The sequence below is a fragment of the Mesorhizobium sp. M2D.F.Ca.ET.226.01.1.1 genome (assembly GCF_004022705.2).
Classification (GTDB): domain Bacteria; phylum Pseudomonadota; class Alphaproteobacteria; order Rhizobiales; family Rhizobiaceae; genus Mesorhizobium.
On record NZ_RZOY02000004.1, the window covers coordinates 428,513 to 451,000 of the forward strand.

At 64.1% G+C, this 22,488-nt stretch carries 22 protein-coding genes and 1 tRNA gene; 14 read left to right on the top strand and 9 right to left on the bottom strand.

Features of this window, described 5'->3' with window-relative positions; genetic code table 11:
• Positions 1–180: 180 nt before the first annotated feature.
• Together EN869_RS12215 and EN869_RS12220 are read right to left on the bottom strand one after the other, a co-directional pair.
• On the bottom strand, positions 181–978 hold the full coding sequence (locus EN869_RS12215) for a transporter substrate-binding domain-containing protein (RefSeq protein WP_127229741.1): 798 nt from the start codon (positions 976–978) through the stop codon (positions 181–183).
• Positions 979–1,036: 58 nt separating this feature from the next.
• Positions 1,037–1,852, bottom strand: coding sequence for an ABC transporter ATP-binding protein (locus EN869_RS12220; RefSeq protein WP_127229742.1), 816 nt, complete (start codon positions 1,850–1,852; stop codon positions 1,037–1,039).
• 210 nt (positions 1,853–2,062) lie between these two features.
• Between EN869_RS12220 and EN869_RS12225 the strand changes: the two genes are divergently transcribed.
• From EN869_RS12225 to EN869_RS12245, 5 genes are all read left to right on the top strand, one after another.
• The gene (locus tag EN869_RS12225) at positions 2,063–2,935 is read left to right on the top strand and encodes a dimethylarginine dimethylaminohydrolase family protein (RefSeq protein ID WP_127229743.1); all 873 of its coding nucleotides are present in this window, start codon (positions 2,063–2,065) and stop codon (positions 2,933–2,935) included.
• A complete protein-coding gene (locus tag EN869_RS12230; protein WP_127229744.1) occupies positions 2,905–3,576 on the top strand; it encodes a TetR family transcriptional regulator C-terminal domain-containing protein in 672 nt (223 codons plus the stop codon). The genes EN869_RS12225 and EN869_RS12230 overlap by 31 nt, the downstream gene beginning before the upstream one ends.
• A gap of 119 nt (positions 3,577–3,695) precedes the next feature.
• Positions 3,696–5,276, top strand: coding sequence for a 5-guanidino-2-oxopentanoate decarboxylase (locus EN869_RS12235; protein ID WP_127229745.1), 1,581 nt, complete (start codon positions 3,696–3,698; stop codon positions 5,274–5,276).
• Between the two features lie 5 nt (positions 5,277–5,281).
• Complete coding sequence (locus tag EN869_RS12240; protein WP_127229746.1) at positions 5,282–6,235, top strand: capsular polysaccharide synthesis protein; 954 nt, start codon at positions 5,282–5,284, stop codon at positions 6,233–6,235.
• Between the two features lie 168 nt (positions 6,236–6,403).
• Positions 6,404–7,111, top strand: a complete 708-nt coding sequence (locus EN869_RS12245) for an SDR family NAD(P)-dependent oxidoreductase (RefSeq protein ID WP_127229747.1) — start codon at positions 6,404–6,406, stop codon at positions 7,109–7,111.
• 84 nt (positions 7,112–7,195) lie between these two features.
• On the opposite strand, the gene rpsA is transcribed toward EN869_RS12245, so the two are convergent.
• The 3 genes from rpsA to aroA form a co-directional block, all read right to left on the bottom strand.
• The gene (gene rpsA, locus EN869_RS12250) at positions 7,196–8,893 is read right to left on the bottom strand and encodes a 30S ribosomal protein S1 (protein ID WP_095817620.1); all 1,698 of its coding nucleotides are present in this window, start codon (positions 8,891–8,893) and stop codon (positions 7,196–7,198) included.
• A 198-nt stretch (positions 8,894–9,091) separates the two neighbouring features.
• Positions 9,092–9,742, bottom strand: coding sequence for a (d)CMP kinase (gene cmk, locus EN869_RS12255; RefSeq protein WP_127229748.1), 651 nt, complete (start codon positions 9,740–9,742; stop codon positions 9,092–9,094).
• Positions 9,743–9,887: 145 nt separating this feature from the next.
• Positions 9,888–11,246, bottom strand: a complete 1,359-nt coding sequence (aroA, locus tag EN869_RS12260; protein ID WP_127229749.1) for a 3-phosphoshikimate 1-carboxyvinyltransferase — start codon at positions 11,244–11,246, stop codon at positions 9,888–9,890.
• A gap of 194 nt (positions 11,247–11,440) precedes the next feature.
• Between aroA and EN869_RS12265 the strand changes: the two genes are divergently transcribed.
• Positions 11,441–11,839: a TIGR02300 family protein gene (locus EN869_RS12265; RefSeq protein ID WP_127229750.1), complete on the top strand. Its 399-nt coding sequence runs from the start codon at positions 11,441–11,443 to the stop codon at positions 11,837–11,839.
• Between the two features lie 163 nt (positions 11,840–12,002).
• Positions 12,003–12,078: transfer RNA gene (locus tag EN869_RS12270), tRNA-Ala, on the top strand.
• Between the two features lie 174 nt (positions 12,079–12,252).
• On the opposite strand, the gene EN869_RS12275 is transcribed toward EN869_RS12270, so the two are convergent.
• Together EN869_RS12275 and EN869_RS12280 are read right to left on the bottom strand one after the other, a co-directional pair.
• A complete protein-coding gene (locus tag EN869_RS12275; protein WP_127229751.1) occupies positions 12,253–12,753 on the bottom strand; it encodes a DUF6496 domain-containing protein in 501 nt (166 codons plus the stop codon).
• 62 nt (positions 12,754–12,815) lie between these two features.
• The gene (locus EN869_RS12280) at positions 12,816–13,274 is read right to left on the bottom strand and encodes a YbhB/YbcL family Raf kinase inhibitor-like protein (protein WP_127229752.1); all 459 of its coding nucleotides are present in this window, start codon (positions 13,272–13,274) and stop codon (positions 12,816–12,818) included.
• A gap of 541 nt (positions 13,275–13,815) precedes the next feature.
• Here EN869_RS12280 and EN869_RS12285 point away from each other — a divergent pair.
• The 4 genes from EN869_RS12285 (at position 13,816) to EN869_RS12300 (ending at position 17,407) form a co-directional block, all read left to right on the top strand.
• Positions 13,816–14,172: a hypothetical protein gene (locus tag EN869_RS12285; protein WP_245489631.1), complete on the top strand. Its 357-nt coding sequence runs from the start codon at positions 13,816–13,818 to the stop codon at positions 14,170–14,172.
• A 380-nt stretch (positions 14,173–14,552) separates the two neighbouring features.
• On the top strand, positions 14,553–15,104 hold the full coding sequence (locus EN869_RS12290; RefSeq protein ID WP_127229753.1) for a MaoC family dehydratase: 552 nt from the start codon (positions 14,553–14,555) through the stop codon (positions 15,102–15,104).
• A gap of 3 nt (positions 15,105–15,107) precedes the next feature.
• Positions 15,108–16,268, top strand: coding sequence for a CaiB/BaiF CoA-transferase family protein (locus tag EN869_RS12295; protein ID WP_127229754.1), 1,161 nt, complete (start codon positions 15,108–15,110; stop codon positions 16,266–16,268).
• Between the two features lie 14 nt (positions 16,269–16,282).
• The gene (locus tag EN869_RS12300) at positions 16,283–17,407 is read left to right on the top strand and encodes an extracellular solute-binding protein (RefSeq protein ID WP_127229812.1); all 1,125 of its coding nucleotides are present in this window, start codon (positions 16,283–16,285) and stop codon (positions 17,405–17,407) included.
• A 17-nt stretch (positions 17,408–17,424) separates the two neighbouring features.
• On the opposite strand, the gene EN869_RS12305 is transcribed toward EN869_RS12300, so the two are convergent.
• Positions 17,425–18,264, bottom strand: a complete 840-nt coding sequence (locus tag EN869_RS12305; RefSeq protein ID WP_127229755.1) for an amidohydrolase — start codon at positions 18,262–18,264, stop codon at positions 17,425–17,427.
• Positions 18,265–18,329: 65 nt separating this feature from the next.
• Positions 18,330–19,118: an IclR family transcriptional regulator gene (locus EN869_RS12310; protein ID WP_127229756.1), complete on the bottom strand. Its 789-nt coding sequence runs from the start codon at positions 19,116–19,118 to the stop codon at positions 18,330–18,332.
• A 165-nt stretch (positions 19,119–19,283) separates the two neighbouring features.
• On the opposite strand from EN869_RS12310, the gene EN869_RS12315 reads away from it, so the two are divergent.
• The 3 genes from EN869_RS12315 (at position 19,284) to EN869_RS12325 (ending at position 22,486) form a co-directional block, all read left to right on the top strand.
• Positions 19,284–20,600 (top strand): sugar ABC transporter substrate-binding protein, encoded by a 1,317-nt coding sequence (locus EN869_RS12315; RefSeq protein WP_127229757.1) that lies wholly within the window; start codon positions 19,284–19,286, stop codon positions 20,598–20,600.
• A gap of 120 nt (positions 20,601–20,720) precedes the next feature.
• A complete protein-coding gene (locus tag EN869_RS12320; RefSeq protein WP_127229758.1) occupies positions 20,721–21,617 on the top strand; it encodes a sugar ABC transporter permease in 897 nt (298 codons plus the stop codon).
• A 2-nt stretch (positions 21,618–21,619) separates the two neighbouring features.
• Entirely contained in the window at positions 21,620–22,486 is an 867-nt protein-coding gene (locus tag EN869_RS12325; protein ID WP_127229759.1) for a carbohydrate ABC transporter permease, read from the top strand.
• The last annotated feature ends 2 nt before the right edge of the window (positions 22,487–22,488 follow it).

The window sequence follows — 22,488 nt, forward strand, 5'->3', positions numbered from 1 at the left end:
GCCGGGCGCCACGGGTGACAAGAGTTCGAAAATGCCGGCCGCGGCGGCCGGAAGAAAGGCGTCGATCAGCTTCGCCCCCGGAGTGCTGGCAAGCCACTGAAGCCAAGGTCAGCAGCAGGCGTGCGTGGCAAGGATCGGGCATGGCGCGGACGCCATGCCTTCACTCATTTGCGAGACGGTTCAGTTCGACTGCGGAGCGCCGCCATAGATGTCGAAGTCGAAATACTTCTTCGAGATCTCGTCATATTTGCCGTTGGCGCGGATCGCCTTGATGCCGGCATTGATCTTTTCCTTGAGCGCGGTGTCTTCCTTGCGCACGCCGGCGCCGACGCCCGGTCCCAGCACCTCGTCGTCCGGGGCCACCATGCCCTTGAGATCGCAGCAGGCCTTGCCCTGGTCCGACTTCAGGAATTCGCCGAGCGCGATGGAATCGGCCTGCACGGCATCGAGACGGCCGGCCGCGAGATCGTTGTTGGCTTCGTCCTGCGTCTGGTATTCTTTGATCTCCTGCGCGCCGGTGAAATGCTTCTTGGCGTAGACGGCATGCACCGTCGACACCTGCACGCCGATCACCTTGCCCTTGAGGTCGCCGGGCGTTGCGCCGAATTTCTGGTCCTTCGGCCCGATGATGGCGGTTGGCGTGTTATAGTACTTGTCCGAGAAGTCGATCGTCTTCTCGCGCTCGGCGGTGATCGACATCGAAGAGACGATAAGGTCGATCTTCTTGGTGGTCAGCGCCGGAATGATACCGTCCCAGGCGACCGGGGTGATGACGCAGTCGAGCTTCTCTTCGGCGCAGACGGCGTCGATGAAGTCGATTTCCCAGCCAACCCATTTGCCGCTGGCGTCGGGCGAGGTGAAGGGCGGGTAAGGCTCGGCGGCGACGCCGATCTTGACTTGCTCGGCCTTGGCCACGCCACCCATCGCCGCGACGCCGAGAAGCAGCGCGGCGGCGAAGGTCTTGAGAACAGTCTTCATGTCAGGACTCCCAGTTTGTTGTTGTTCCCGGTTTTTCGCTCCGCTTGATGCCAGCCTGCTAGCCGACATTGCGGAGGAATTGTTTGAGCCTTTCGGATTTGGGCGCGCCGAACAGCTGTTCGGGCGGACCTTCCTCTTCGACCAGCCCGTTGTAGAGGTAGACGACATGCGTCGCGACCTCGCGGGCGAACTTCATTTCATGCGTCACCAGCACCATGGTGCGCCCCTCGCGCGCCAGGTCGCCGATCACTTTCAACACCTCGCCGACCAACTCCGGATCGAGCGCCGAAGTCGGCTCGTCGAACAACATGACGCGCGGATTGATCGCCAGCGCCCGGGCGATCGCGGCGCGCTGCTGCTGCCCGCCGGAGAGGAAAGCAGGATAGACGTCGCGCTTCTCCGCCAGCCCGACGCGGGCGAGCAGCTTCTCGGCCTGGGCGATCGCCTGATCGCGCTTGACGCCGAGCACATGCACCGGAACCTCGATGACGTTCTCGATCAGCGTCATGTGGCTCCACAGATTGAAATTCTGGAACACCATGCCGAGTCGGGAGCGGATGCGCTCGATCTGCTTGCGGTCGGCCGGAACGGTGTGGCCGTGGCTGTCGGCCTTGAGCTTGATCTCCTCGCCATTGACCCGGATGATGCCGCTGGTCGGGTTTTCAAGGCAGTTTATGCAGCGCAGTAGCGTCGACTTGCCGGAGCCGGAACCGCCGATGATGGCGACCACCTCGCCGTCGCGCGCCGACAGCGAAACGCCTTTCAGCACGTGCAACTGGCCGAACTTCTTGTGCAGGTTTTCGACATGGATGGCTTCGGCGGCGCTGCTTTGCGCCTCGCCGGATCGGGCTGCGGCAGCACCCGCCACGCTCACCGGGCGACCTCTTTATGGTCGAAGGCAGTTCGTCGAACGTCCATCCGGCTAATCAACATACGCTGCACTGCCCACTCCAGACCTCAGCATGGACCCGACAGCGCGAGCCCGTCAATCCCGCGCATTACGGCACTTGCGGCGTTGTTGTGCAAGTGTATAAATAGCCCTTCATGAAATTTTTTCGCTTTTTTTCATCTTAGAAGGGCATCGATGAGCGCTTTCGGATCACAGTCCATGGCGGCACCGCTACGGCGCGTGCTGATGCGTTCGGCGGCCAACGCCATGCGCGATGCCGACAGGGGTGCCTGGCACTATGGCCCGGGGTTCAACCCGGCGAAAGCGGCCTCGCAGCACGCTGCCCTCGCCGGGTTGGTGGCCGCGTCCGGCGCCGAGATCGAATGGATCGAAGACGGTGCCGATGGTCTCGCGGATTCGGTGTTCACGCACGACCCGTCGCTGATGACCGACCGCGGCGCGCTGATCCTGTCCATGGGCAAGCCGTTGCGCGCCAAGGAGCCCTCGCTGCATGAGGAAACCTACAAAAGACTGAGCATTCCGATCCTTGGCCGCGTCGAGGCGCCTGGCCAGGTCGAGGGCGGCGACTGCGTCTGGGTGGATGCCCGCACGCTGGCCATCGGGCGCGGTGTTCGCACCAACCAGGAAGGCATCCAGCAGGTTGCCAACCTGCTGACGCCGCTCGGCATCTCCGTCTACGGCTTCGACCTGCCGCTGTGGCAGGGCGAAGAGGCGTGCCTGCATCTGATGTCGGTGATCAGCCCACTGGCCGATGACCTTGCGCTGGTCTATTCGCCGCTTTTGCCGGCCCCGTTCTATCAGATGCTGAAGGCGCGCGGCATCCGTCTGGTCGAAGGCGACGCCGGAGAGTTCGCCGCTTCCAACGGCCTGAGCCTGAACGTGCTGCCGACCAGCCCACACAAGGTTATTGCCGTTGCCGGCTTTCCCAACACCAAAGCCGCAATGGAAGCCGCAGGCTGCACGGTCGAGATATTCGAGGCGGATGCGCTCTGCATCGCCTGTGAAGGCGGGCCGACATGTCTGACGCGGCCGATCCTGCGCCAATGAATGCGCGCCGCAAGTTTCGTCGCGAGGGCGAGGAGCGGCGGCGGCAGGACCTGATCGATGCGACCCTGGACAGCGTGGCCGAACATGGCCTGCAGGGCGCCACCGTGCGCACCATCGCCTTGCGCGCCGGCGTTACCGCCGGGCTGATCCGGCACTATTTCCCCGGCAAGGAAGATCTCCTGCACGAAGCCTATGCGGCACTCATGGGCCGCATGACCGAGCAGGCGAAGGCGGCCTTGCTCATGGAAGATGCCTCGCCGCGCCAGCGGCTTGCCGCTTTCGTCACCGCCAACCTCAACGCGCCTATCATCGACCAGCGGGTGTTCTCGCTCTGGGCAACCTTCATCGGCCGCGCCGGCGCGGATCCGACGCTCGCCCGCGCCCACCGCGAAGGCTATCTCGGCTTTCGCAACGAGGTGGAAGCGGTCGTCGCAGAAGTGCTAACCGCCGAACGGCGCAAGCCGGACGCGGCTGAGCTGCGCCGCCACGCCATCGCGATCAACGCCATCATCGACGGGCTTTGGATCGAAGGCTGCCTGGCCGGCGAGATGTTCTCGCCTGGCGAATTGGCGACGATCGGCATCAAAGCCATAGAGGCCGAGCTCGGCCTTGCGCCGGAAAAGCAATTCCAGGAAAAGTGAGAAGCGGTCAGGTTCGGCCACTTCGCCGTAACTTTCCGTCCGGAATTGCGTAAGAAACAACAGATAGAGCGGGCCGCTGCTTCCATGAAACAGCGACCCGCTCTAACGGGAGAAGACCAATGACCACCATCGGCGAAGCGCTGATCACCTTGCTCGAAGCGCATGGCGTCGACACCGTCTTCGGCATTCCGGGCGTGCATACGGTCGAGCTCTATCGCGGCCTGGCGCGTTCGAAGATCCGCCATGTCACGCCGCGCCACGAGCAGGGCGCCGGCTTCATGGCCGATGGCTATGCGCGCGCCGGCGGCCGGCCGGGCGTCGCCTTCGTCATCACCGGACCGGGGCTGACCAACACCATCACCGCCATGGGCCAGGCGCGCGCCGATTCGGTGCCGATGCTGGTCATCTCCGGCGTCAACGCCACCGATACGCTGGGCAAGGGGCTGGGCTTCCTGCATGAGCTGCCCGACCAGCGCGGCATGATGGAGAAGGTGGCGCTGTCTTCCGAGCGCGTCACCGAGGCCGGACAATTGCCGGGTGCACTCGCCCGCGCCTTCGCGCTGTTCTCGTCGGCGCGGCCGGGACCGATCCATATCGAGATCCCCACCGACGTCATGGTCAAGCCAGCGGACGGCATCGCGGCGGCGCTGAGCAATGCCGCGCCGCCCGCGCCGGATGCGGTGGCGATTGCCGAAGCGGCGAAGTTGATCAAGGCCGCCCGCCGCCCGTTGCTCCTCTCAGGCGGCGGCGCCAGGAAGGCCAGCGCGGCGTTGCGGCGCCTGGCCGAGGCGCTTGGCGCTCCGGTCGTCGAAACCGCAAATGCCCGCGGCCTGTTGCATGGCCATCCGCTTTGCGTGCCGGCCAGCCCCAGCCTCAAGGCGGTGCGCGCACTGATGGCGGACGCCGATCTGGTGATCGCGGCCGGCACCGAATTCGGCCCGACCGACTATGACGGCTATGGCGACGGCGGCTTCGTGCTGCCGAAAAACCTGATCCGCATCGACATCGGCGCCGACCAGATCGCGCGCCGTCCGGTGACGGTCGGCATCCAGGCCGATTGCGCCGAGGGGATCGAGGCCTTGCTCGTGGCAATCGGTCCCGGTCATCCTGCGGTGAAGGACGGCGAAATCCGCGCGGCGGCGGGGCGAGAGGCGGCTCTGGCCGAGTTGAAGCCGGAACATCTGGCGCAGGTGCGCGCGGTGGAAATGATCCGCGACGCGCTGCCCGGCGCCATCATAGTCGGCGATTCGACCCAGCCGATCTATGCCGCCAACCTCTATTACGACCACGATCGCCCCGGCGGCTGGTTCAATGCCGCGACCGGCTTCGGCGCGCTGGGCTACGGCCCGCCGGCGGCGATCGGCGCGGCACTTGCCGTTCCGCAAGTGCCCGTGGTGTGCCTCACCGGCGACGGCGGCTTCCAGTTCACCTTGCCGGAGATCGGCGCAGCGCTCGATGCGGGGACGCCGGTGATCTTCGTCGTCTGGAACAATCGCGGCTATCGCGAGATCGAGACTTCGATGCTCGATGTCGGCGTCGAGCCGGTCGGCGTCTCGCCGGCGCCGCCGGATTTCTGCAAGCTGGCCGAGGCCTATGGCATCGCGGCCGAGCGGTTGACCGGGACCGCTGATCTGGCCGGGGCGCTGAAGCGCGCGCGGGCGGCCGGCAAGCCGCGCGTTATCGAGATTTCGGTGGATTGACCTTCATGGCACCATCGGGGGACGACGGCCCGGATAGCGCCTTTTTCACAGAACCGCCATTCGACGATCTGCTCAGGCGCGGTCACCTGGCCCCCTTGCGCTGGGCGGCGTCTTCGCCTGCCTTGCCCTGGCCGTTGCGCAAGCGCGCCGCCAAAACCCACATGAACCTGGCTCGGCGCCAGGACTGGCGCGCCCGGAACGCCGCTGTCGATCACTCGCGATGGTGCTCGACCAGCACGCCGGAAGGCGGGTTGGGGCCGATCTGGCAATATTGGGCGCAAGGCCTCGCCAACGCGCCGCCCTTGGTGAAGGCCTGCATGCGCTCGGTGCAACGCCACAAGGGCGACCGCGATCTCATCGTCCTCGATGACACCACCGTGACAAACTATGTCGATCTGCCGGGTCATATCTGGGACAAGCGCCGGCGTCAGCTGATGAACAGCCAGCACTTCTCCAATTTCATCCGCCTCGGCCTGCTGTTGCAGCACGGCGGCACTTGGCTCGACGCCACCATTCTGCTCAGGCAACCGGTTCCTCGCCAGATCGAAAGCGAGGATTTTTACATCCTGCGCGAAACCAACCGCACGCCGCGGCTTGTGGAGACCTGGTTCATCCATGCGCGCAAGGGACACCCGCTGGTCGAGACGGTGATTCATGGCCTTGCCGACTACTGGGTCAAATACGATCGGCTTCTCGAGTATTTCATGTTTCCGCATCACATTGAGGCTTCTCTGTTGCTGCACCGGAAGTTGAGGCAGGGCTTCCTGAACATGCCGCAGGTTGGCGCCGACAGGCCGCATGAGTTGCAATGGCAGCTCTTGAAGCCTTTCGACGAAGTAAAGCATCGCGCCATGTATGACGGCTTCTGGCTGCACAAGCTCAGCCACAAGTCCCAGCGTCCGCAGACGGACGAGCGTCTGCTTTGGGATGCCATCCTGGACGGCTGGCCGCTGGTCTGAGGTGCCGGGTTGACGCATCGATTGCCCGGAGCGCAGGACACATGCAAAGACGCTGCGCCAGCCATGTCGATATTTCAATTGAGTGACAACACGAAAGGCGCCACGTTCGAGCCTGGGGCGGCATAACCCAAGATATAACTATAAAAATATGACAGGAGCAGTCACAGTATGACGGAAACGCTGAATGGCAGGCATATCGTGGTGACGGGCGGCACTGGGGCGCTCGGCGGCGCGGTTGTCGGCAGGTTGCTCGAGCAGGGCGCGATCTGCCACGTGCCAAATGCCCACGCGGCAGCCCCGCCGCATTTCCCCTATGCAGCCCATGCCAGCGTGCATCTGGCGCACAATGTCGACCTGTCGGATTCCGCCAAGGTCGAGGCCTTCTACCACCAGGTGCCCGAGCTCTGGGCCTCGATCCACCTTGCCGGCGGCTTCACTATGGCGCCGGTCGAAAAGATCGAGTCCGCTTCCTTCGCCGAAATGATGGACACCAATGCCCGCACCGCCTTCCTGTGCAGCCGTGCCGCGGTGCGCTCGATGCTGGCGTCCAATACCGCCGGCCGCATCGTCAACGTCAGCGCGCGGGCGGCGCTGGAACCGCGCAAGGGTTCGGGCATGGTCGCCTATACGGCGAGCAAGGCGGCGGTCGCGGCCATGACGGTGGCGATGGCCGAGGAGTTGAAGCACAAGGGCATCCTGGTCAATGCCGTGGCCCCCTCGACGCTCGACACGCAGGCCAATCGCGAAGCCATGCCGGACGCCGATTTCAGCAAATGGGTCAGCCTTGAGGCCGCGGCCGAAGCGATCGCCTATCTCGCCTCGCCCGCCAACCAGGCGATGAGCGGCACGCTGGTCCCGCTCTACGGCCGCGCCTGAACTCCGTAAAATCATTCGCAAAGAAAAACCCCGCCGGATCGCTCCGGCGGGGTTTTTGTTGTTCGTCAGTTGAAGAGGCTTGGCTTAGTTGCCCTGCTTCTTCAGCGCAGCGCCCAGGATATCGCCCAGCGAGGCGCCGGAGTCGGTCGAGCCGTACTGGGCGACCGCTTCCTTTTCCTCGGCGATTTCCAGCGCCTTGATCGAGACCTGCAGCTTGCGGGTCTTCTTGTCGAAGGCGATGACGCGGGCATCGACCTTCTGGCCGACGGTGAAGCGCTCGGGGCGCTGCTCGTCGCGGTCGCGCGAAAGGTCGGAACGCTTGATGAAGGTCTCGATGCCGCTGTCGACCAGCCGCACGTCCAGACCGCCATCCTTCACGCCGATGACCTCGCAGGTGACGACGGCGTTCTTGCGCAGTTCGCCGCTGCTGGCCGCTTCGCCGACCGTGTCACGAGCCAGCTGCTTGATGCCGAGCGAGATGCGCTCCTTCTCGATGTCGACGTCGAGCACCTGCGCCTTGACCATGTCGCCGCGATTGTACTCTTCGATGACCTGCTCGCCCGGACGGGTCCAGTCGAGGTCGGACAGATGCACCATGCCGTCCACGTCGCCTTCGAGGCCGATGAACAGGCCGAACTCGGTCTTGTTCTTGACCTCGCCCTCGACCTGGCTGCCGACCGGATGGTTGCGCGCGAAGGCTTCCCACGGATTCTCCAGCGTCTGCTTGAGACCGAGCGAGATGCGGCGCTTGGCCGGATCAACCTCGAGCACGACCACGTCGACTTCCTGGGTCGTCGACAGGATCTTGCCGGGGTGGACGTTCTTCTTCGTCCACGACATTTCCGAAACGTGGATGAGGCCCTCGATGCCCGGCTCCAGCTCGACGAACGCGCCGTAGTCGGTGATGTTGGTGACGGTGCCCTTGATCTTCTTGCCGATCGGGAACTTGGTGCCGATATCCGACCACGGATCCGACTCGAGCTGCTTCATGCCGAGCGAGATGCGGTGGGTTTCCTGGTTGATGCGGATGATCTGCACCTTGACGGTCTGGCCGATGTTGAGGATCTCGGTCGGATGGTTGACGCGGCGCCAGGCCATGTCGGTGACATGCAGCAGGCCGTCGATGCCGCCGAGGTCGACGAACGCACCGTAATCGGTGATGTTCTTGACCACGCCTTCGACCACCTGGCCTTCCTCGAGGTTCTGCACGATTTCCGAACGCTGTTCGGCGCGGCTCTCTTCGAGCACGGTGCGGCGCGACACCACGATGTTGCCGCGGCGGCGATCCATCTTGAGGATCTCGAAGGGCTGCGGGTTGTGCATCAGCGGGGTGACGTCGCGGATCGGGCGGATATCGACCTGGCTGCGCGGCAGGAACGCCACGGCGCCGTCGAGGTCGACGGTGAAGCCGCCCTTGACCTGGTTGAAGATGACGCCTTCGACGCGCTCACCCTTGGTGAACTTCTCTTCGAGACGGACCCAGCTCTCTTCGCGGCGAGCCTTCTCGCGCGACAGCATGGCTTCGCCAAGCGCGTTCTCGATGCGCTCGACATAGACTTCGACGGTATCGCCGACCTTGAGGGAGGAGTCCTTGCCCTTGGCGCCGAATTCCTTCAGCGGCACGCGGCCTTCGACCTTCAGGCCGACATCGATGATGGCCATGTCCTTTTCGATCGCGGTGATCGTGCCCCGGACAACCTGGCCCTCGCCGGAATGGCCGGCGGTGAATGATTCTTCGAGCATGCTCGCGAAATCGTCGCGAGACGGATTAGCTACTGACATTGTTTCTCCTGGAATACCCCGCATTTCGAGCGGAGCGGGCGCCGTGGGTTAGCGTTGCGTTGAGCCTGCCGGCGTTCCGGGCTGAAGAGCCCTTGGCCGCTTCTCGAGCGGCAAGTCCGGCGCATGAAGAATGCTGGCAGGCTGGTTCTTGCCCGATATGGGTATTTTCGCCGCCGACGGCAATCGAAAAACGCTTAGTCAGGCCTTGTTTCTTTTGGTGAGGGCCTCGTCAACGATCGCCATCACCGCCAGAAACGCGGCCTCTATAGCCATTTCGCTCGTATCAAGCAAGTGCGCGTCTACCGCCGGCTTCAGCGGCGAGTCGGCTCTGCCCATGTCGCGCTCGTCGCGGCGCTCGATATCGGCGAGGATGGTGGCGAAATCGGCGCTGCCGCCCATGCTCTCGATCTCGGCCAGCCGGCGCCTAGCCCGCACCTCAGCGCTCGCCGTGACATAGAGCTTGATGTCGGCGTCGGGACACACGACGGTGCCGATGTCACGGCCATCGAGTACCGCGCCCGGTGGCGCCTTGGCGAAAGCGCGCTGCTTCTCGACCAGGATGCGCCGGACTGTCGGGATGACGGCGACCTTCGAGGCCGCTTCGCCCACCGCATGCGCCGAAAGCACCGTCCGGTCGAGGTTGGAGAGATCGACCTGCCGCGCCGCGGTTTCGGCCGCCGAGACATTGTCGAGCGGCAGGCCAAGCTCGAGCAGTTTGTGGGCAACGGCGCGATAGGTGAGGCCGGTGTCCAACAGGTTCAGGCGGTAGTGATCGGCGAGCCGGCGAGCCAGCGTGCCCTTGCCCGCGCCTGCGGGACCGTCGATGGCGATGGTGAAGGTGCGGGTCATTGGCGGACCGATGTGATCGAAGGTCGCGATGAATATGACGAGCGCCGCGTTCCTTCACACCCCCCTCTGTCCTGCCGGACTGTCCGGCAGGACAGAGGAGGGTGCTGTCCCGCCAGCGTCTCAGTTCGGCCCCAACCCATCGCCGTCACTCGATCTCCGCGCCCAGTCCCTTCATCAGTCCCATGAATTCCGGAAAGCTCGTCGCGATCATGTTGGCGTCGTCGATGGTCACTGGCTTCTCTGTCGCTAGCCCCATGACGAGGAAACTCATGGCGATGCGGTGGTCGAGATGCGTCTTCACCACTGTGTCCTGGCCGTTCGGATGAGCGCCCAGTCCCTTGCCGCCCGGCCTGCCGCGCACCGCAAGCGATGCCTCGCCCTCGGTGCAGTCGGCGCCGTTGAGCTTCAGCCCGTTGGCGACCGCCGCCAGCCGGTCGGATTCCTTGACGCGCAATTCCTCCAGTCCCTGCATCAGCGTTTCGCCCTCGGCGAAGCTCGCCGCGACCGCCAGCACCGGATATTCGTCGATCATCGACGGCGCGCGCTCCGGCGGCACCACCACGCCTTTCAGCTCGGAGAAGCACACGCGCAGGTCCGCCACATCCTCGCCGCCGGCAGTGCGCGGATTGAGGATGTCGATCTTGCCGCCCATTTCCTGCAGCGTCAGCAGCAGGCCGGTGCGGGTCGGGTTCATCAGCACGTTTTCGATCACGATATCCGAGCCCGGCACGATGAGCGCGGCGACCAACGGGAAGCCGGCGGAAGAGGGGTCGCCGGGCACGGCGATCGTCTGTCCGGTGAGCTTGCCCTGGCCTTCGATGAAGATGTGGCGCACGCCGCGCTCATCGGTCTCGACGGTCAGGTTGGCGCCAAAACCCTTCAGCATCTTCTCGGTATGGTCACGCGTCATCACCGGCTCGATCACGGTGGTGATGCCGGGCGTGTTGAGGCCGGCAAGCAGCACCGCCGACTTCACCTGGGCCGACGCCATCGGCACGCGATAGGTGATGGGCGCGGCATGCTTCGGCCCGCGCAGCGTGATCGGCATGCGATCGCCCGGCGCCGCCTTCAGCACCTGCACGCCCATCTGCCGCAGCGGGTCGAGCACGCGGCCCATCGGCCGGCCGGAAAGCGAGGCGTCGCCGATAAAGGTGGTCTCCATGTCATAGGTGCCGACCAACCCCATTGTCAGCCGAGAACCGGTGCCGGCATTGCCGAAATCGAGCGGGCCTTCCGGCTGCAGCAATGCGCCGTTGCCGGTGCCGCGGATCACCCATTCGGCGCCGTTCTTTTCGATATGCGCGCCCATCGCCTTCATGGCGGCGCCCGTGCGCATCACGTCCTCACCCTCGAGCAGGCCGGTGATGCGGGTTTCGCCGGAAGCGAGACCGCCGAACATGAAGGAGCGGTGCGAGATCGATTTGTCGCCCGGCACGCGCGCGGTGCCGGCAAGGGCAGGGGATTTGCGGGCCGTGGCTGGTTTAGCGGCGGCGGAATGAGACATTTTGTCTTCCAAATGAAATGCCGGCTGGCCGGCCCGGTTCGTCATGATGCGGCGGTCTCGTATCACGGCGCGCGGCAATGGTCATCCCCTTGGCGCAAGCCTTTGAAAAGCGGGTTTTGCGCACATGTCTTTTGGCTTTGACAGCACGGAAAACTGCGGTTATGGGGACCATTCTTTTTTTGACGAGGCCTGACGTGGCAAAAGCTGAACTTGGCACCAAGCGTGTCGACCCCGAAACGGGTCGGAAATTCTACGACCTGAACAAAGACCCTATCGTCTCGCCCTATACCGGCAAGAGCTATCCGCGCTCTTATTTCGAGGAAGGCAAGATCTCCGCCCTCGAAGAGGATGAAGAGGTCGCCGACAAGGAGCTGGACGGCGACGAGGAAGAAGGCGCCGAAGTCGTCTCGCTGGAAGACGCGGACGAGGAGGCCAAGGGCGGCGGCGACGATCTTCCCGATCTCGGCGACGACGAGGATGACGACGTCGATCTCGGCGACGACGAGGACGATACCTTCCTTGCCGACGAAGAAGAAGAGGACGACGACGTCTCCGACATGATCGGCGTCGGCGACGACGAGGACGAGGTCTGATCGGATCGTTTGCCGGCGATTTTCGCCTGTGACGAAAAAGCGGCTTTTGCAGGCTTGATCTTGTCCGAAGGCGGCGCTAGAAGCCGCCAGCACTAAACGACGGCGCGGTTCCGACTGCGCCGGATCTCTTCGCCGGAAACGGCGCCGGCTGACTGCCGGGAGTGGGGCCATAGCTCAGTTGGGAGAGCGCTTGAATGGCATTCAAGAGGTCGTCGGTTCGATTCCGATTGGCTCCACCAAACAGTCATTCTGAGCAGATTTCTTAGCTGGCAGAATTCTCACCGCTGTTCACGCTTATCTGCGCGGCGCTCGAGCCCTTATGTGGGGCCTGGACGCCAAGGGGCATTTTGCGGCTGGTACGGGCCCGACGCAGAATCCTGTCTGCATGCCTGCTCCCCATTCTGCGGCTACGGCTAACCGTGCTCAGCGCGGGTTCTGGCTGCCTTTCGCGCAGCCGCCGATCGTCCGGCGGCGCCTTTGGTCTGCCCGGCTTTCCTGGCCGCCGCCGACCGCTCTTCGGCCGTGCGGCCGGATGCGGCGCTCTTGGCCTGCCGCGACAGGGCCTTGCGGGAGGCGGTGCTTTTCGGCTCGCCCTCGAGCACCTTCGACACCGCCTTCGAGACCTTCGGCTGGCGCTTCGGCTTCCGTTCGCCCTGGCCTGCCTCGTAAGCGTATTTGGCGCTCTTGCGCGTGCTCTCCTTGACGTCGCCTTTCTTGGGCGGCGGCAGGTCGACGCCCGCGCGGCGCGCCTCCGAAAGGCCGATGGCGATCGCCTGCTTGGTGGAGCGGGCGCCGTGCTTGCCTTTGCGGACCTTGTCGATTTCCGCGTGAACGAATTCACCGGCCTGCGTGCTTGGCGATTTGCCTTCGCGCTTGTCCTTGCGTGCCTTTTCGATGGTTTTCTTGTCCGGCATTGTTTTTCTCCTTGTTCGAGCGGGGCATGATCGAATGCCGACAGGCCGTTGCGGATCGCGCGTCAGCGGTTTTCATAGGTGCCGACAAGGTCGGCGGTGGCGATCATGTGCGGCCCCGCATGGGCCAGAAGGTCGGCGATTGCCGTTTCTCCGCCGGGTTCCAGCGTCTCCACGTCGAGCGCTGAAAGGCGGAAGTGATAGTGATGGACACCGTGCCCTTTTGGCGGCTGGGGACCGTCATAATGGGCATTGCCGAAGTCGTTCACGCCTTGGCGGAAACTTTCCGGTCCGGCGGCGCCTTCCGGCAGGCTGTCCCGGCCGGCGGGGATGTCATAGACCGCCCAATGGCGAAACATGCCGCGCGGCGCATCGGGATCCTCAACGACAAGCAGGAAGCTTCTGGTCCCGGCCGGAGCGTTCTTCCATTGCAGCGGAGGAGACAAGTTGCCTCCGTTACGGACATAGCGCTCGGGAATGGCCTGCCCGTTTTCAAAGGCTGGACTCTCAAGCGTGAAAGCCATGGCTGGAACTCCGTGCTCTTATCGCGTTCTTCGGAAGGAAATTCGCGAACGATCTCTGCTCGGATCGTTGGTGCCCGATCGCTGCTGGCTTCTTGGAAACGCGGGGCATTGGCGGGAGTTCCAGCATCACGCCCCCGCAACGAAACCCGGCGGATGCGCGCAAGCGGAGCTATCGTCCCTGGAAAAGTCGCCCCGACGGAAGCGACGCAGGTCGTGTCGCGCCAGGTACGAAGGACCGCGCCCGAGGAAATCCCTATGCCGGTCGCCGCAACTAGGCTAAGGGCTTCCTGTCAGAGGGATGCTTATGAGAATTCCGGTTTTGAGTGGGACACTGGCGCGGGGACGGGTTCGATCCGGACTGCTTGCGCGATCAAGCAGTCTCTTGCTGACGCTGGGCCTTGTGGCCACGCTTGCTGCTTGCCAGTCGACTCCGGACACGCAGCCCGTTGCTGGCTCGCAACCTGTTGCTGGTTCGCAACTTGTTGCTGACCCGCAACCCGCTCCGGCCGCCGCTCCCGCTCCGGCCTTGTCGAATTCGGCGGTGCTGGATCAGGGCATCGCGGTCGTTCCGCCCGCCAAGGGCGTCCCTGCCAGATATGCCGCGTTCTCCGGCATATGGGCGGGGCAGCTCAACGGTATGTATGACGGCAAGCTGGCCGTGCTGACGGTGTCCTCGGGCGGGCAGGTGACGGTCAGCTACGCGTGGGGCGATCTGGCCGACAACAAGCCGGGCGTCGCCGACGGCTCCGGCAGGATTTCCGGCAACACATTGAAGCTCGGGCGCCTGCCGAACGGCGCCGACATTACCGCCACGATGGTGTCGCAAGGGACGCTCAGAGTAACCTACAGCCTTGCCGGCCAGACCTATAGCGGTTCGTTCACCCGAGCCGGTCAATAAGCACCAGCATTGATTTGGCGTCGACGCGATCGCACGCACATCCGCGTCGCGATGTCGATCGCGCTGCCCGTCAACCGGCCGCTCGTCTCGTCGCACACGAGAATTCGAGAGGCGGCCGAAGGTCTGACCGGCCGAAAACAGGTGCCTTTGAGGCTGCCGAAAATTACAAGACAGGCGCTCTGCATCCATTCCGTGCCAGCGGGCTCCTTTGCGATGCAGCCGCCAAAATTTCACCGATCGTCGCTTGCAAGGGAAACCCATATGTGAAAATATTATTCACAAAAGAAAACTGACGAGAGGAAAGCGACCATGCATCTCGCCATCCGGCATCGTGCCCGGAACCGCCTCGCAGACCGTGCCGGTAGCCCCCGGAGCGAGGCATGAGCGAATTCTCGCCGACCATCGGCGTCGCCTCGACGCATCCGGCCGACATGCCTGAGGCGCATGCCGAGATCCCGGTATGGAATTCCGAAAACTGGTTCTACGAGGACTGGCAGCCCGGTCACAAAATCCGCTCGCTCCGCCGCACCATCGCCGAAGGCGAAAGCCATGTGTTCAATGCGCTGGTGCTGGATATCCATCCTTATGTGCAGGACCAGATGTTCGCCGAAAAGGATGGCATTTTCGGCAAGCGGCTGGTGGCCGGCGCCTTCGTCTTTTCGGCCGGTCTCGGCCTCGTCGCCACCAACTGCGTCAACGCCTTCTCCTATGGCTACGACAAGCTTCGCTTCATCAAGCCGGTCTTCATCGGCGACACCATCTATTCGATCCGCACCAACCTCGACAAAAAGCCGCGCTACCAGGACATGGGCCTGATCCGCGCCAGCTATGAGGTCTTCAAGGGTGAAGGAGAGCTGGTGCTCTACTGCGAGCATCTGCAGACGGTGAAGTACAAGAACCCAGCCGACTTCGTCGGCAAGACAGAGAAATGAACCGTGGCCGCTGACAACGAACTTCCGCTGACCGGCCTCGTCGTCGTCGACATGAGCCAGTTCCTGTCGGGACCTTATTGCTCTCTGCGCCTGCTCGACCTTGGCGCGCGCGTCATCAAGATCGAGCGGCCGGACGGCGGGGATCTGTCGCGCCGGCTCTATCTCAGCGACACCGAGATCGGCGGCGATTCCACCATCTTCCATGCCATCAACCGCGGCAAGGAAAGCCTCGCCGTCGATCTCAAGAACGAGGCCGATCTCGCCGCGCTGCGCGGCCTGGTTGCCAAGGCGGACGTGCTGATCCAGAATTTCCGGCCAGGCGTCATCGAACGGCTCGGCCTAGACTATGAGCATGTGCGAGCGATCAATCCCCGGCTCGTCTACGCCTCGATCAGCGGCTATGGCGAGGACGGCCCCTGGGTGAAGCGGCCCGGGCAGGATCTCCTGGCGCAGGCGCGCTCCGGCGTGATGTGGCTGAACGGCGACGAGGAGCAGGGCCCGGTGCCGCTCGGCCTGGCCATCGCCGACATGCTGGCGGGCGCGGCCAGCGCGCAAGGCATCCTGGCAAAACTGGTGCGGCGCGGCATCACCGGTGAGGGCGGCCATGTCGAGACCAGCCTGCTCGAGGCGCTGATCGACTTCCAGTTCGAGGTGCTGACCACACATCTCAACGACGGCCGCCGCCTGCCGAAGCGCTCATCCTTCCGCAGCGCGCATGCCTATCTGTCCGCGCCTTACGGGGTCTATCAGGCCAAGGACGGCTATCTGGCGATTGCCATGACGCCGATCCCGAACCTCGCTGATCTCCTCGAATTGCCCGCGCTCGATCTATTCCGCGACAAGCCGGCGACCTGGTTCACCGCCCGCGACGAGATCAAGGCGATCATCGCCAAACGCATCGCGGAAAAAACCATCGACGAATGGCTGGCCATCCTCGAACCCGCCGATGTGTGGTGCGCCAAGGTGCTGACCTGGCCGGAGCTGATGGAAAATGACGGCTTCAAGACGCTCGACATGCTGCAGACCGTAACGCGCGAGGACGATGTCTCGATCCTCACCACGCGTTCGCCGCTGCGCGTCGACGGCGCGCGGGCCAAGGGCGATCGGGCGGCGCCCCGCATCGGCGAGCACAGCGAAAAAATCCGCGCGGAGTTTGGCCTGTGATCCGGCTGAAAGGGATGACCTGGAGCCACCCGCGCGGGTACGACCCGATGGTGGCGTGTTCGGCGCTGTGGAAGGACAAGGCCGGCGTCTCGGTCGAATGGGAAAGGCGATCGCTGCAGGATTTCGAGTCCTTCCCTGTCGAGGAGCTCGCCCGCGCTTACGACCTGATAGTCATCGATCATCCGCATGTCGGCCAGATCACCGCCGAAAAATGCCTGGCGTCGCTCGATGTGCCCGGACGGGAGGCCGAACGGGAGGCGCTGGCGAGGGGAAGCGTCGGAAAGTCCTATCCGAGCTACAATTGGCAAGGCCGGCAATGGGCGTTCCCGATCGATGCGGCGACGCAGGTGCAGGCCTGGCGCCCCGACCTGATCGGGGCCGCGCCGACGATCTGGACCGAAGTGCTGGCGCTTGCCGAGCAAGGCCGCGTGCTTTTGCCACTCAGGCCGCCGCATTCGCTGATGTGCTTTTACACCCTTGCGGCCGAGCTCGGCCGGCCCTGCGCGGTCGACGGACGGCGCGATCTGGTCGACCAAGAGACCGGCGAAACCGCCTTCGAGATGCTGCGCGAGATCGCGGCGTTGATCGATCCCGCATGCCTGACGATGGATCCGATCGCCGTCTTCGAGAAAATGGCCGAACCCGACTCGCGCATCGCCTGCGCGCCGCTGATCTACGGCTATGTCCCCTATGCGGTCGCCGGCTTCCGGCCGCATCGTCTCGGCTTCGCCGACATGCCGGTCGCCGGTGGCGACAGCCCGATCGGCTCGGCGCTCGGCGGCACTGGCATTGCCGTTTCCGCCTTTTCGACCGAGCGCGAAGCGGCGATCGACTTCGCCTACTGGATCGCCCGCGGGGACGTGCAGCGCGGCCCTTACGCCGCCGCCGGCGGCCAGCCCGGCCATGCCGCGGCCTGGGAGGACGACGCCGTCAACGCCGCGACCGGCAACTTCTATCGCGACACAAGGGCAACGCTCGAAGGCGCCTGGGTGCGGCCGCGCCATGACGGCTACATGGCGTTCCAGCAGCAGGCCTCCGATCGCATTAACGAAGGCCTTGCCGGCGGGCAGGGCGCCCGCCGTGTCGTGGCCGACATCAATCGCTTGTTCAAAGAGAGTTTGGCGCCGGCTGCCGGCTAGATCCAGCGCACCAAAAGCTAATCCAACCGCCAGAGCCGGCGCGCATTGCCGGAAAGCAGACGCGTCCGCTCGGAGTTGCTTGCTCCGGCGAGCAGCGCGTGCGTGGCGGCAATCCAGGTCGTCAGCCCGCCGCCCAGCGTGCAGACCGGCCAGTCGCTGCCCCAGATCACCCGGTCCCAGCCGAAGCATCGGATCGTATGCTCGACATAAGGCTTGAGCGTCTCGACCGTCCAGGTCGCCGGATCGGTATAGGCGACGACGCCGGAGATCTTGGCTGTGACGTTGGGCCGCTTGGCGATCGCTCCCATACGCTCGCGCCACGGATGCTCGGCCTTGGCCTTGATGTCAGGCACGCCGCAATGGTCGAGCACAAACTGGACGTCGGGCGCGAGATCGGCGAGCGCGATCGCCTTCGGGATCTGGTGCGGCAACACGACGAGGTCGAATGTCAGGCCGGTGCCGGCCAGCCGCTTGATGTTCTGGCGAAACAGCGCTCCCTCCGACACATCATCGGGAATGACATGCAGCACGCGCCGGAAACCCTTGACGAACGGCTCGGCCTTGACCGTCTCCAGATAGGCTTCGAAACCGGCCTCTTCGGGACGGCAGGACGCGATCGCGCCCCTGAGCAGGCTGCCCGCCCGGCCGGCGAGCGACTTCACATAAGCGGTCTCGGCGGCGATATCGGCGGAGTCAACATCGACCTCCATATGCAGCACGCCATCAATGCCTGAGCGCCGCGCATCGGCGGCATATTCCTCGTAGGAGAAGTCGCGGTTCAGGGCCGGCACGCCGACCAGCCACGGATAGCGGAGCGCGCCCTGGTCGATGAGGTGCAGATGCGTGTCGATGATCATGGCTGCGTCTCCTCCCGTTGTGCCGGACAATATCCCGCCTAAAAATCCATTATTCAAATAAGAAATTAAGACGATTGCGCCACATCGGACCCGGCGAGCTGCGAGAGCCTTGCGGCGGCGTCCTGCAAGTGCCGAATCGTCAGCGTGATATCCGGTGCCGAAGGCGCGTTGACGAGGGTGATATAGGGAATGGTCAGCGCCGCGATGGCCCTGCCGTCGGGTCCGAGCACCGGCGTCGAGAGATTGTAGACGCCGGCGGTCTGCAGCGAGGCCATCATCTCGTAGCCGCGGTCGCGCACCTGGTCGAGGCGGGCGAAGAACTCCGGCGTCAAATTGAGCTGTTCGGTGCTCTGCAGATGCTCGGCGATCATCATCTTGCGCTCTTCGGGCGAGCGGAAGGCAAGCAGCACATGACCGGAGCCGGTGTCGAACAGGCTGATATGCGAGCCAACCCGGATCGAGATTCCCCAGTAGCGCGGCGCTTCCTGCTGCGCGATAACCACGGCGGCGCCGCGGTCGAACACCACCAATTGATTGGCCTGCCATGATGTTTCAGCTAATTCGCGCATGATCGGCGTCGCATAGGACACCAGCCGGCGCACCGGCGCGTGCAATTGGGCAAGGCCGAAAAGCTTGAGCGTCAACGAATAGCGGTCGCCGTCGATCTTAGTGACATAGCCGCGCCGCACCAGCCGGTCGAGCATGCGGTAGAACTCGTTCGGGCTGCGGTCGAGCCGCTTGGCGATCTCGGCCTGCGTCAGCCCGCCGTCGACGCTCGAAAGCAGCTCGAGGATATCCAGGCCCTTGTCGAGCGCCGGCGCGCGGTAGCGGTCCCCGTCTTCGTCTTCTGCCACGAGCCCCTCCAGTGAATTTCGATCTGCATATATGCATGAACTTCATTCCGCTGGAAGCACAATCGCCTTGACCCGGGAATAAAAATGCTATTTGCATATGAATGAAGCTTGGGCGATCGGCTGCGCATTCGGCCGGCCGTAGCCGCGAGCCGTTGGGAGGAGAACATGATGAGACTGCTTCTGGGCATTTCCGCCGGCCTGGCCGGCTTGCTGTTGGGGGGCACGGCGTTTTCGGCCGATCTGCCCGGCAAATTTCCGGGCGTGACGATCGACGCCAAGCTGATCGGCGGCCAGCAATATGAGAAGCTCTACGAGCGCATTCCCGAGTGGGAGAAGTTGACCGGCGCCAAGGTCAACATCCTGTCGAAGAAGAACCACTTCGATCTCGACAAGGAGATCAAGTCTGACATCGCCTCCAACTCGATCACCTGGTGCGTCGGCTCCAACCACACCTCGTTCGCGCCGCAATATCCGGGCATCTACACCGATCTCGCCAAGTTGCTGCCGAAGGAAGAGATCGATGCCTTCGTTCCGGCCAACATCGCCGCCGGGACGCTGGACGGCAAGCTGGTGATGCTGCCGCGCGCCCAGTTCGACGTCTCGGCGCTCTACTACCAGAAGAGCCTGTACCAGGACGAAGCCAAGAAGAAGGCCTACAAGGACAAATTCGGTGAGGAGCTCGCCCCGCCGGACACGTTCGACGAGATGGCGCAGCAGGCCGAGTTCTTCGCCAGCCCGCCGGATTTTTACGGCACCCAATATGCCGGCAAGGAAGAGGCGATCAACGGCCGCTTCTACGAGATGGTGGTCGCCGACGGCGGCGAGTATCTCGACAAGGACGGCAAGCCGGCCTTCAACTCCGAGGCCGGCGTCAAGGCGCTCGACTGGTTCGTCAAACTCTACAAGGCCAAGGCGGTTCCGGCCGGCACCACCAACTATCTGTGGGACGATCTCGGCCAGGGCTTTGCTTCGGGCACCGTGGCGATCAACCTCGACTGGCCGGGCTGGGCCGGCTTCTTCAATGACCCGAAGTCGTCCAAGGTCGCCGGCAATGTCGGCGTCAAGGTGCAGCCCAAGGGCTTGTCCGGCAAGCGCTCCGGCTGGTCCGGCGCGCATGGCTTCTCGGTCACCGAGAACTGCGCCAACAAGGAAGCCGCGGCTTCGCTGGTCTGGTGGCTGACCAACGAGGACAGCCAGAAGCTGGAAGCCGCCGCCGGCCCGCTGCCCACCCGCACCAAGGTGTGGGAATGGGACCTCGAGCAGGCGAAGTCCGATCCTTACAAGACCGAAGTGCTGCAGGCCTTCCAGGAAGCCGCCAAGAACGCCTTCCCGGTGCCGCAGACGCCGGAATGGATCGAGATCTCCAACGCCGTCTATCCCGAGCTGCAGGCCGCCATCCTCGGCGACAAGACGTCGAAGCAGGCGCTCGACGATGCCGCCGCGAAGGCAACGCAGATCCTCCAGGACGCGGGCAAGCTCTAGGCCGCCTCGCCCCGCAACCGCCTCCCTGTCAACCGGGGAGGCGGCCGCGTAGCCTCGCGGAATATGCCATCCTCGGTTTCGACCGGGGTTGGATCACTTCACCTCGCTGACAGGATCCCGATGAAGGGCTTCAAGCTATCCGCGCCGATTCTCCTGCTGCTGCCGGCCTTCGCCGTGCTAGCGGCGGTGGTGCTCGTGCCGCTGCTGCTCTCGCTCTATTCCAGCTTCACGCCCTTCCGCCTCACCCGCCCCGAGACCTTCTTCGTGCTGATCGGCTTCAGGAACTATGTCTCGATACTGAGCAATCCGGATTTCTGGTACGCCTTCGGCAGGACGGTGCTTCTGCTCACCATCGCGCTCAATCTCGAAATGCTGCTCGGCCTTGGCCTGGCCATGCTGGTCGAGAAGGCGACTCGCGGTCAGCGCATCCTGCGCACGCTGATGATGTTCCCGATGATGTTCTCGCCGATCCTGGTCGGCTTCCAGTTCAAGTTCATGTTCAATGACAATATCGGCCTGGTGAACAACGCGCTGCAGTCTCTCGGCATCACGCAGGACGCCATCCCGTGGCTGATCGAAAGCCATCTCGCCTTCACCGCCATCACCATCGCCGAGATCTGGTCGTCGACCTCGATTTTCGCCATCCTGATTCTGGCCGGCCTGCTTGCCATGCCGAAGGAGCCGATCGAGGCGGCGCGCGTCGACGGCTGCACGCCCTGGCAGACCTTCCGCTATGTGACATGGCCGTTCGTCATGCCCTTCGCCTACATCGCCATGACGATCCGCTCGCTCGACGTCGCGCGCGCCTATGACATCGTCAAGATCATGACCGATGGCGGCCCGGCCGGCCGCACCGAGCTGTTGTGGACACTGGTCGGACGCACGGCCTACAGCGATGCCCGCATGGGGCTTGCCAACGCCATGGCCTATTTCTCGATCCTGCTGTCGATCGCCTTCACCGTCTATTTCTACAACAAGCTCGCCGCGGCGCGCGCGCAGATCGGCGCGGAGTGGTGACGATGGACGAGAACGCCTCCGCCCGCCTCACCCGCCGCGCGCTGACCGTCGCGCATCGCGTCGGCCTGTTCCTGGCCATGCTCCTGATCTGCCTGCCGGGCATCTGGATCGTGCTGTCGTCGCTCAGGCCGACCGTCGAGATCATGGCCAAGCCGCCGGTCTGGATCCCGCAGCAGCTCTCCTTCGACGCCTACATCGCCATGTTCAGCGGCATCGGCAAGGGCGGCATCCCGGTGCTCGACTATTTCCGCAACTCGCTGATCATCTCGGTTTCCTCGACGCTGATCGCGGTGGCCATCGGCATGGCCGGCGGCTATGCCTTCGCGCGCTACCGCTTCCGCGGCAAGTCAGGCATGTTCCTCGGCCTGATGCTGACCCGCACCGTTCCCGGCATCGCCATGTCGCTGCCGCTCTTCTTCGTCTATGCGCGGCTCGGCATCATTGACACGCATTTCGGCATGATCCTCGCCTATGTGGCGCTGAACATCCCCTTTACCATCTGGCTGATCGACGGCTTCTTCCGCCAGGTGCCGAAGGATTTGGCCGAAGCCGCGCAAATTGACGGCTGCACGCGCTGGCAGGCCTTCTGGCAGGTCGAATTCCCGCTGGCGCGGCCCGGCATCGCCTCGGCCGCCATTTTCGCTTTCCTCACCTGCTGGAACGAGTTCGCGCTGGCCTCGCAGCTGACCCGTTCCGTCAATTCCAAAACGCTGCCCGTCGGGCTGCTCGACTACACGGCCGAGTTCACCATCGACTGGCGCGGCATGTGCGCGCTGGCCGTGGTGATGATCATCCCGGCGCTGACCCTCACCTACATCGTCCAGAAACACCTCGTCGGCGGCCTGACCTCCGGCGCGGTGAAAGGTTGAAC

Excerpts from the sequence above, each read along its gene's own strand:
- cmk (WP_127229748.1), bottom strand. The coding sequence starts at position 9,742 with ATGACCCGCACCTTCACCATCGCCATCGACGGTCCCGCAGGCGCGGGC.
- EN869_RS12235 (WP_127229745.1), top strand. The coding sequence starts at position 3,696 with ATGACCACCATCGGCGAAGCGCTGATCACCTTGCTCGAAGCGCATGGC.
- EN869_RS12325 (WP_127229759.1), top strand. The coding sequence starts at position 21,620 with ATGGACGAGAACGCCTCCGCCCGCCTCACCCGCCGCGCGCTGACCGTC.
- EN869_RS12230 (WP_127229744.1), top strand. The coding sequence starts at position 2,905 with ATGTCTGACGCGGCCGATCCTGCGCCAATGAATGCGCGCCGCAAGTTT.
- aroA (WP_127229749.1), bottom strand. The coding sequence starts at position 11,246 with ATGTCTCATTCCGCCGCCGCTAAACCAGCCACGGCCCGCAAATCCCCT.
- rpsA (WP_095817620.1), bottom strand. The coding sequence starts at position 8,893 with ATGTCAGTAGCTAATCCGTCTCGCGACGATTTCGCGAGCATGCTCGAA.
- EN869_RS12305 (WP_127229755.1), bottom strand. The coding sequence starts at position 18,264 with ATGATCATCGACACGCATCTGCACCTCATCGACCAGGGCGCGCTCCGC.
- EN869_RS12320 (WP_127229758.1), top strand. The coding sequence starts at position 20,721 with ATGAAGGGCTTCAAGCTATCCGCGCCGATTCTCCTGCTGCTGCCGGCC.
- EN869_RS12245 (WP_127229747.1), top strand. The coding sequence starts at position 6,404 with ATGACGGAAACGCTGAATGGCAGGCATATCGTGGTGACGGGCGGCACT.
- EN869_RS12275 (WP_127229751.1), bottom strand. The coding sequence starts at position 12,753 with ATGCCGGACAAGAAAACCATCGAAAAGGCACGCAAGGACAAGCGCGAA.
- EN869_RS12225 (WP_127229743.1), top strand. The coding sequence starts at position 2,063 with ATGAGCGCTTTCGGATCACAGTCCATGGCGGCACCGCTACGGCGCGTG.
- EN869_RS12280 (WP_127229752.1), bottom strand. The coding sequence starts at position 13,274 with ATGGCTTTCACGCTTGAGAGTCCAGCCTTTGAAAACGGGCAGGCCATT.
- EN869_RS12290 (WP_127229753.1), top strand. The coding sequence starts at position 14,553 with ATGAGCGAATTCTCGCCGACCATCGGCGTCGCCTCGACGCATCCGGCC.
- EN869_RS12240 (WP_127229746.1), top strand. The coding sequence starts at position 5,282 with ATGGCACCATCGGGGGACGACGGCCCGGATAGCGCCTTTTTCACAGAA.
- EN869_RS12315 (WP_127229757.1), top strand. The coding sequence starts at position 19,284 with ATGATGAGACTGCTTCTGGGCATTTCCGCCGGCCTGGCCGGCTTGCTG.
- EN869_RS12215 (WP_127229741.1), bottom strand. The coding sequence starts at position 978 with ATGAAGACTGTTCTCAAGACCTTCGCCGCCGCGCTGCTTCTCGGCGTC.
- EN869_RS12300 (WP_127229812.1), top strand. The coding sequence starts at position 16,283 with ATGACCTGGAGCCACCCGCGCGGGTACGACCCGATGGTGGCGTGTTCG.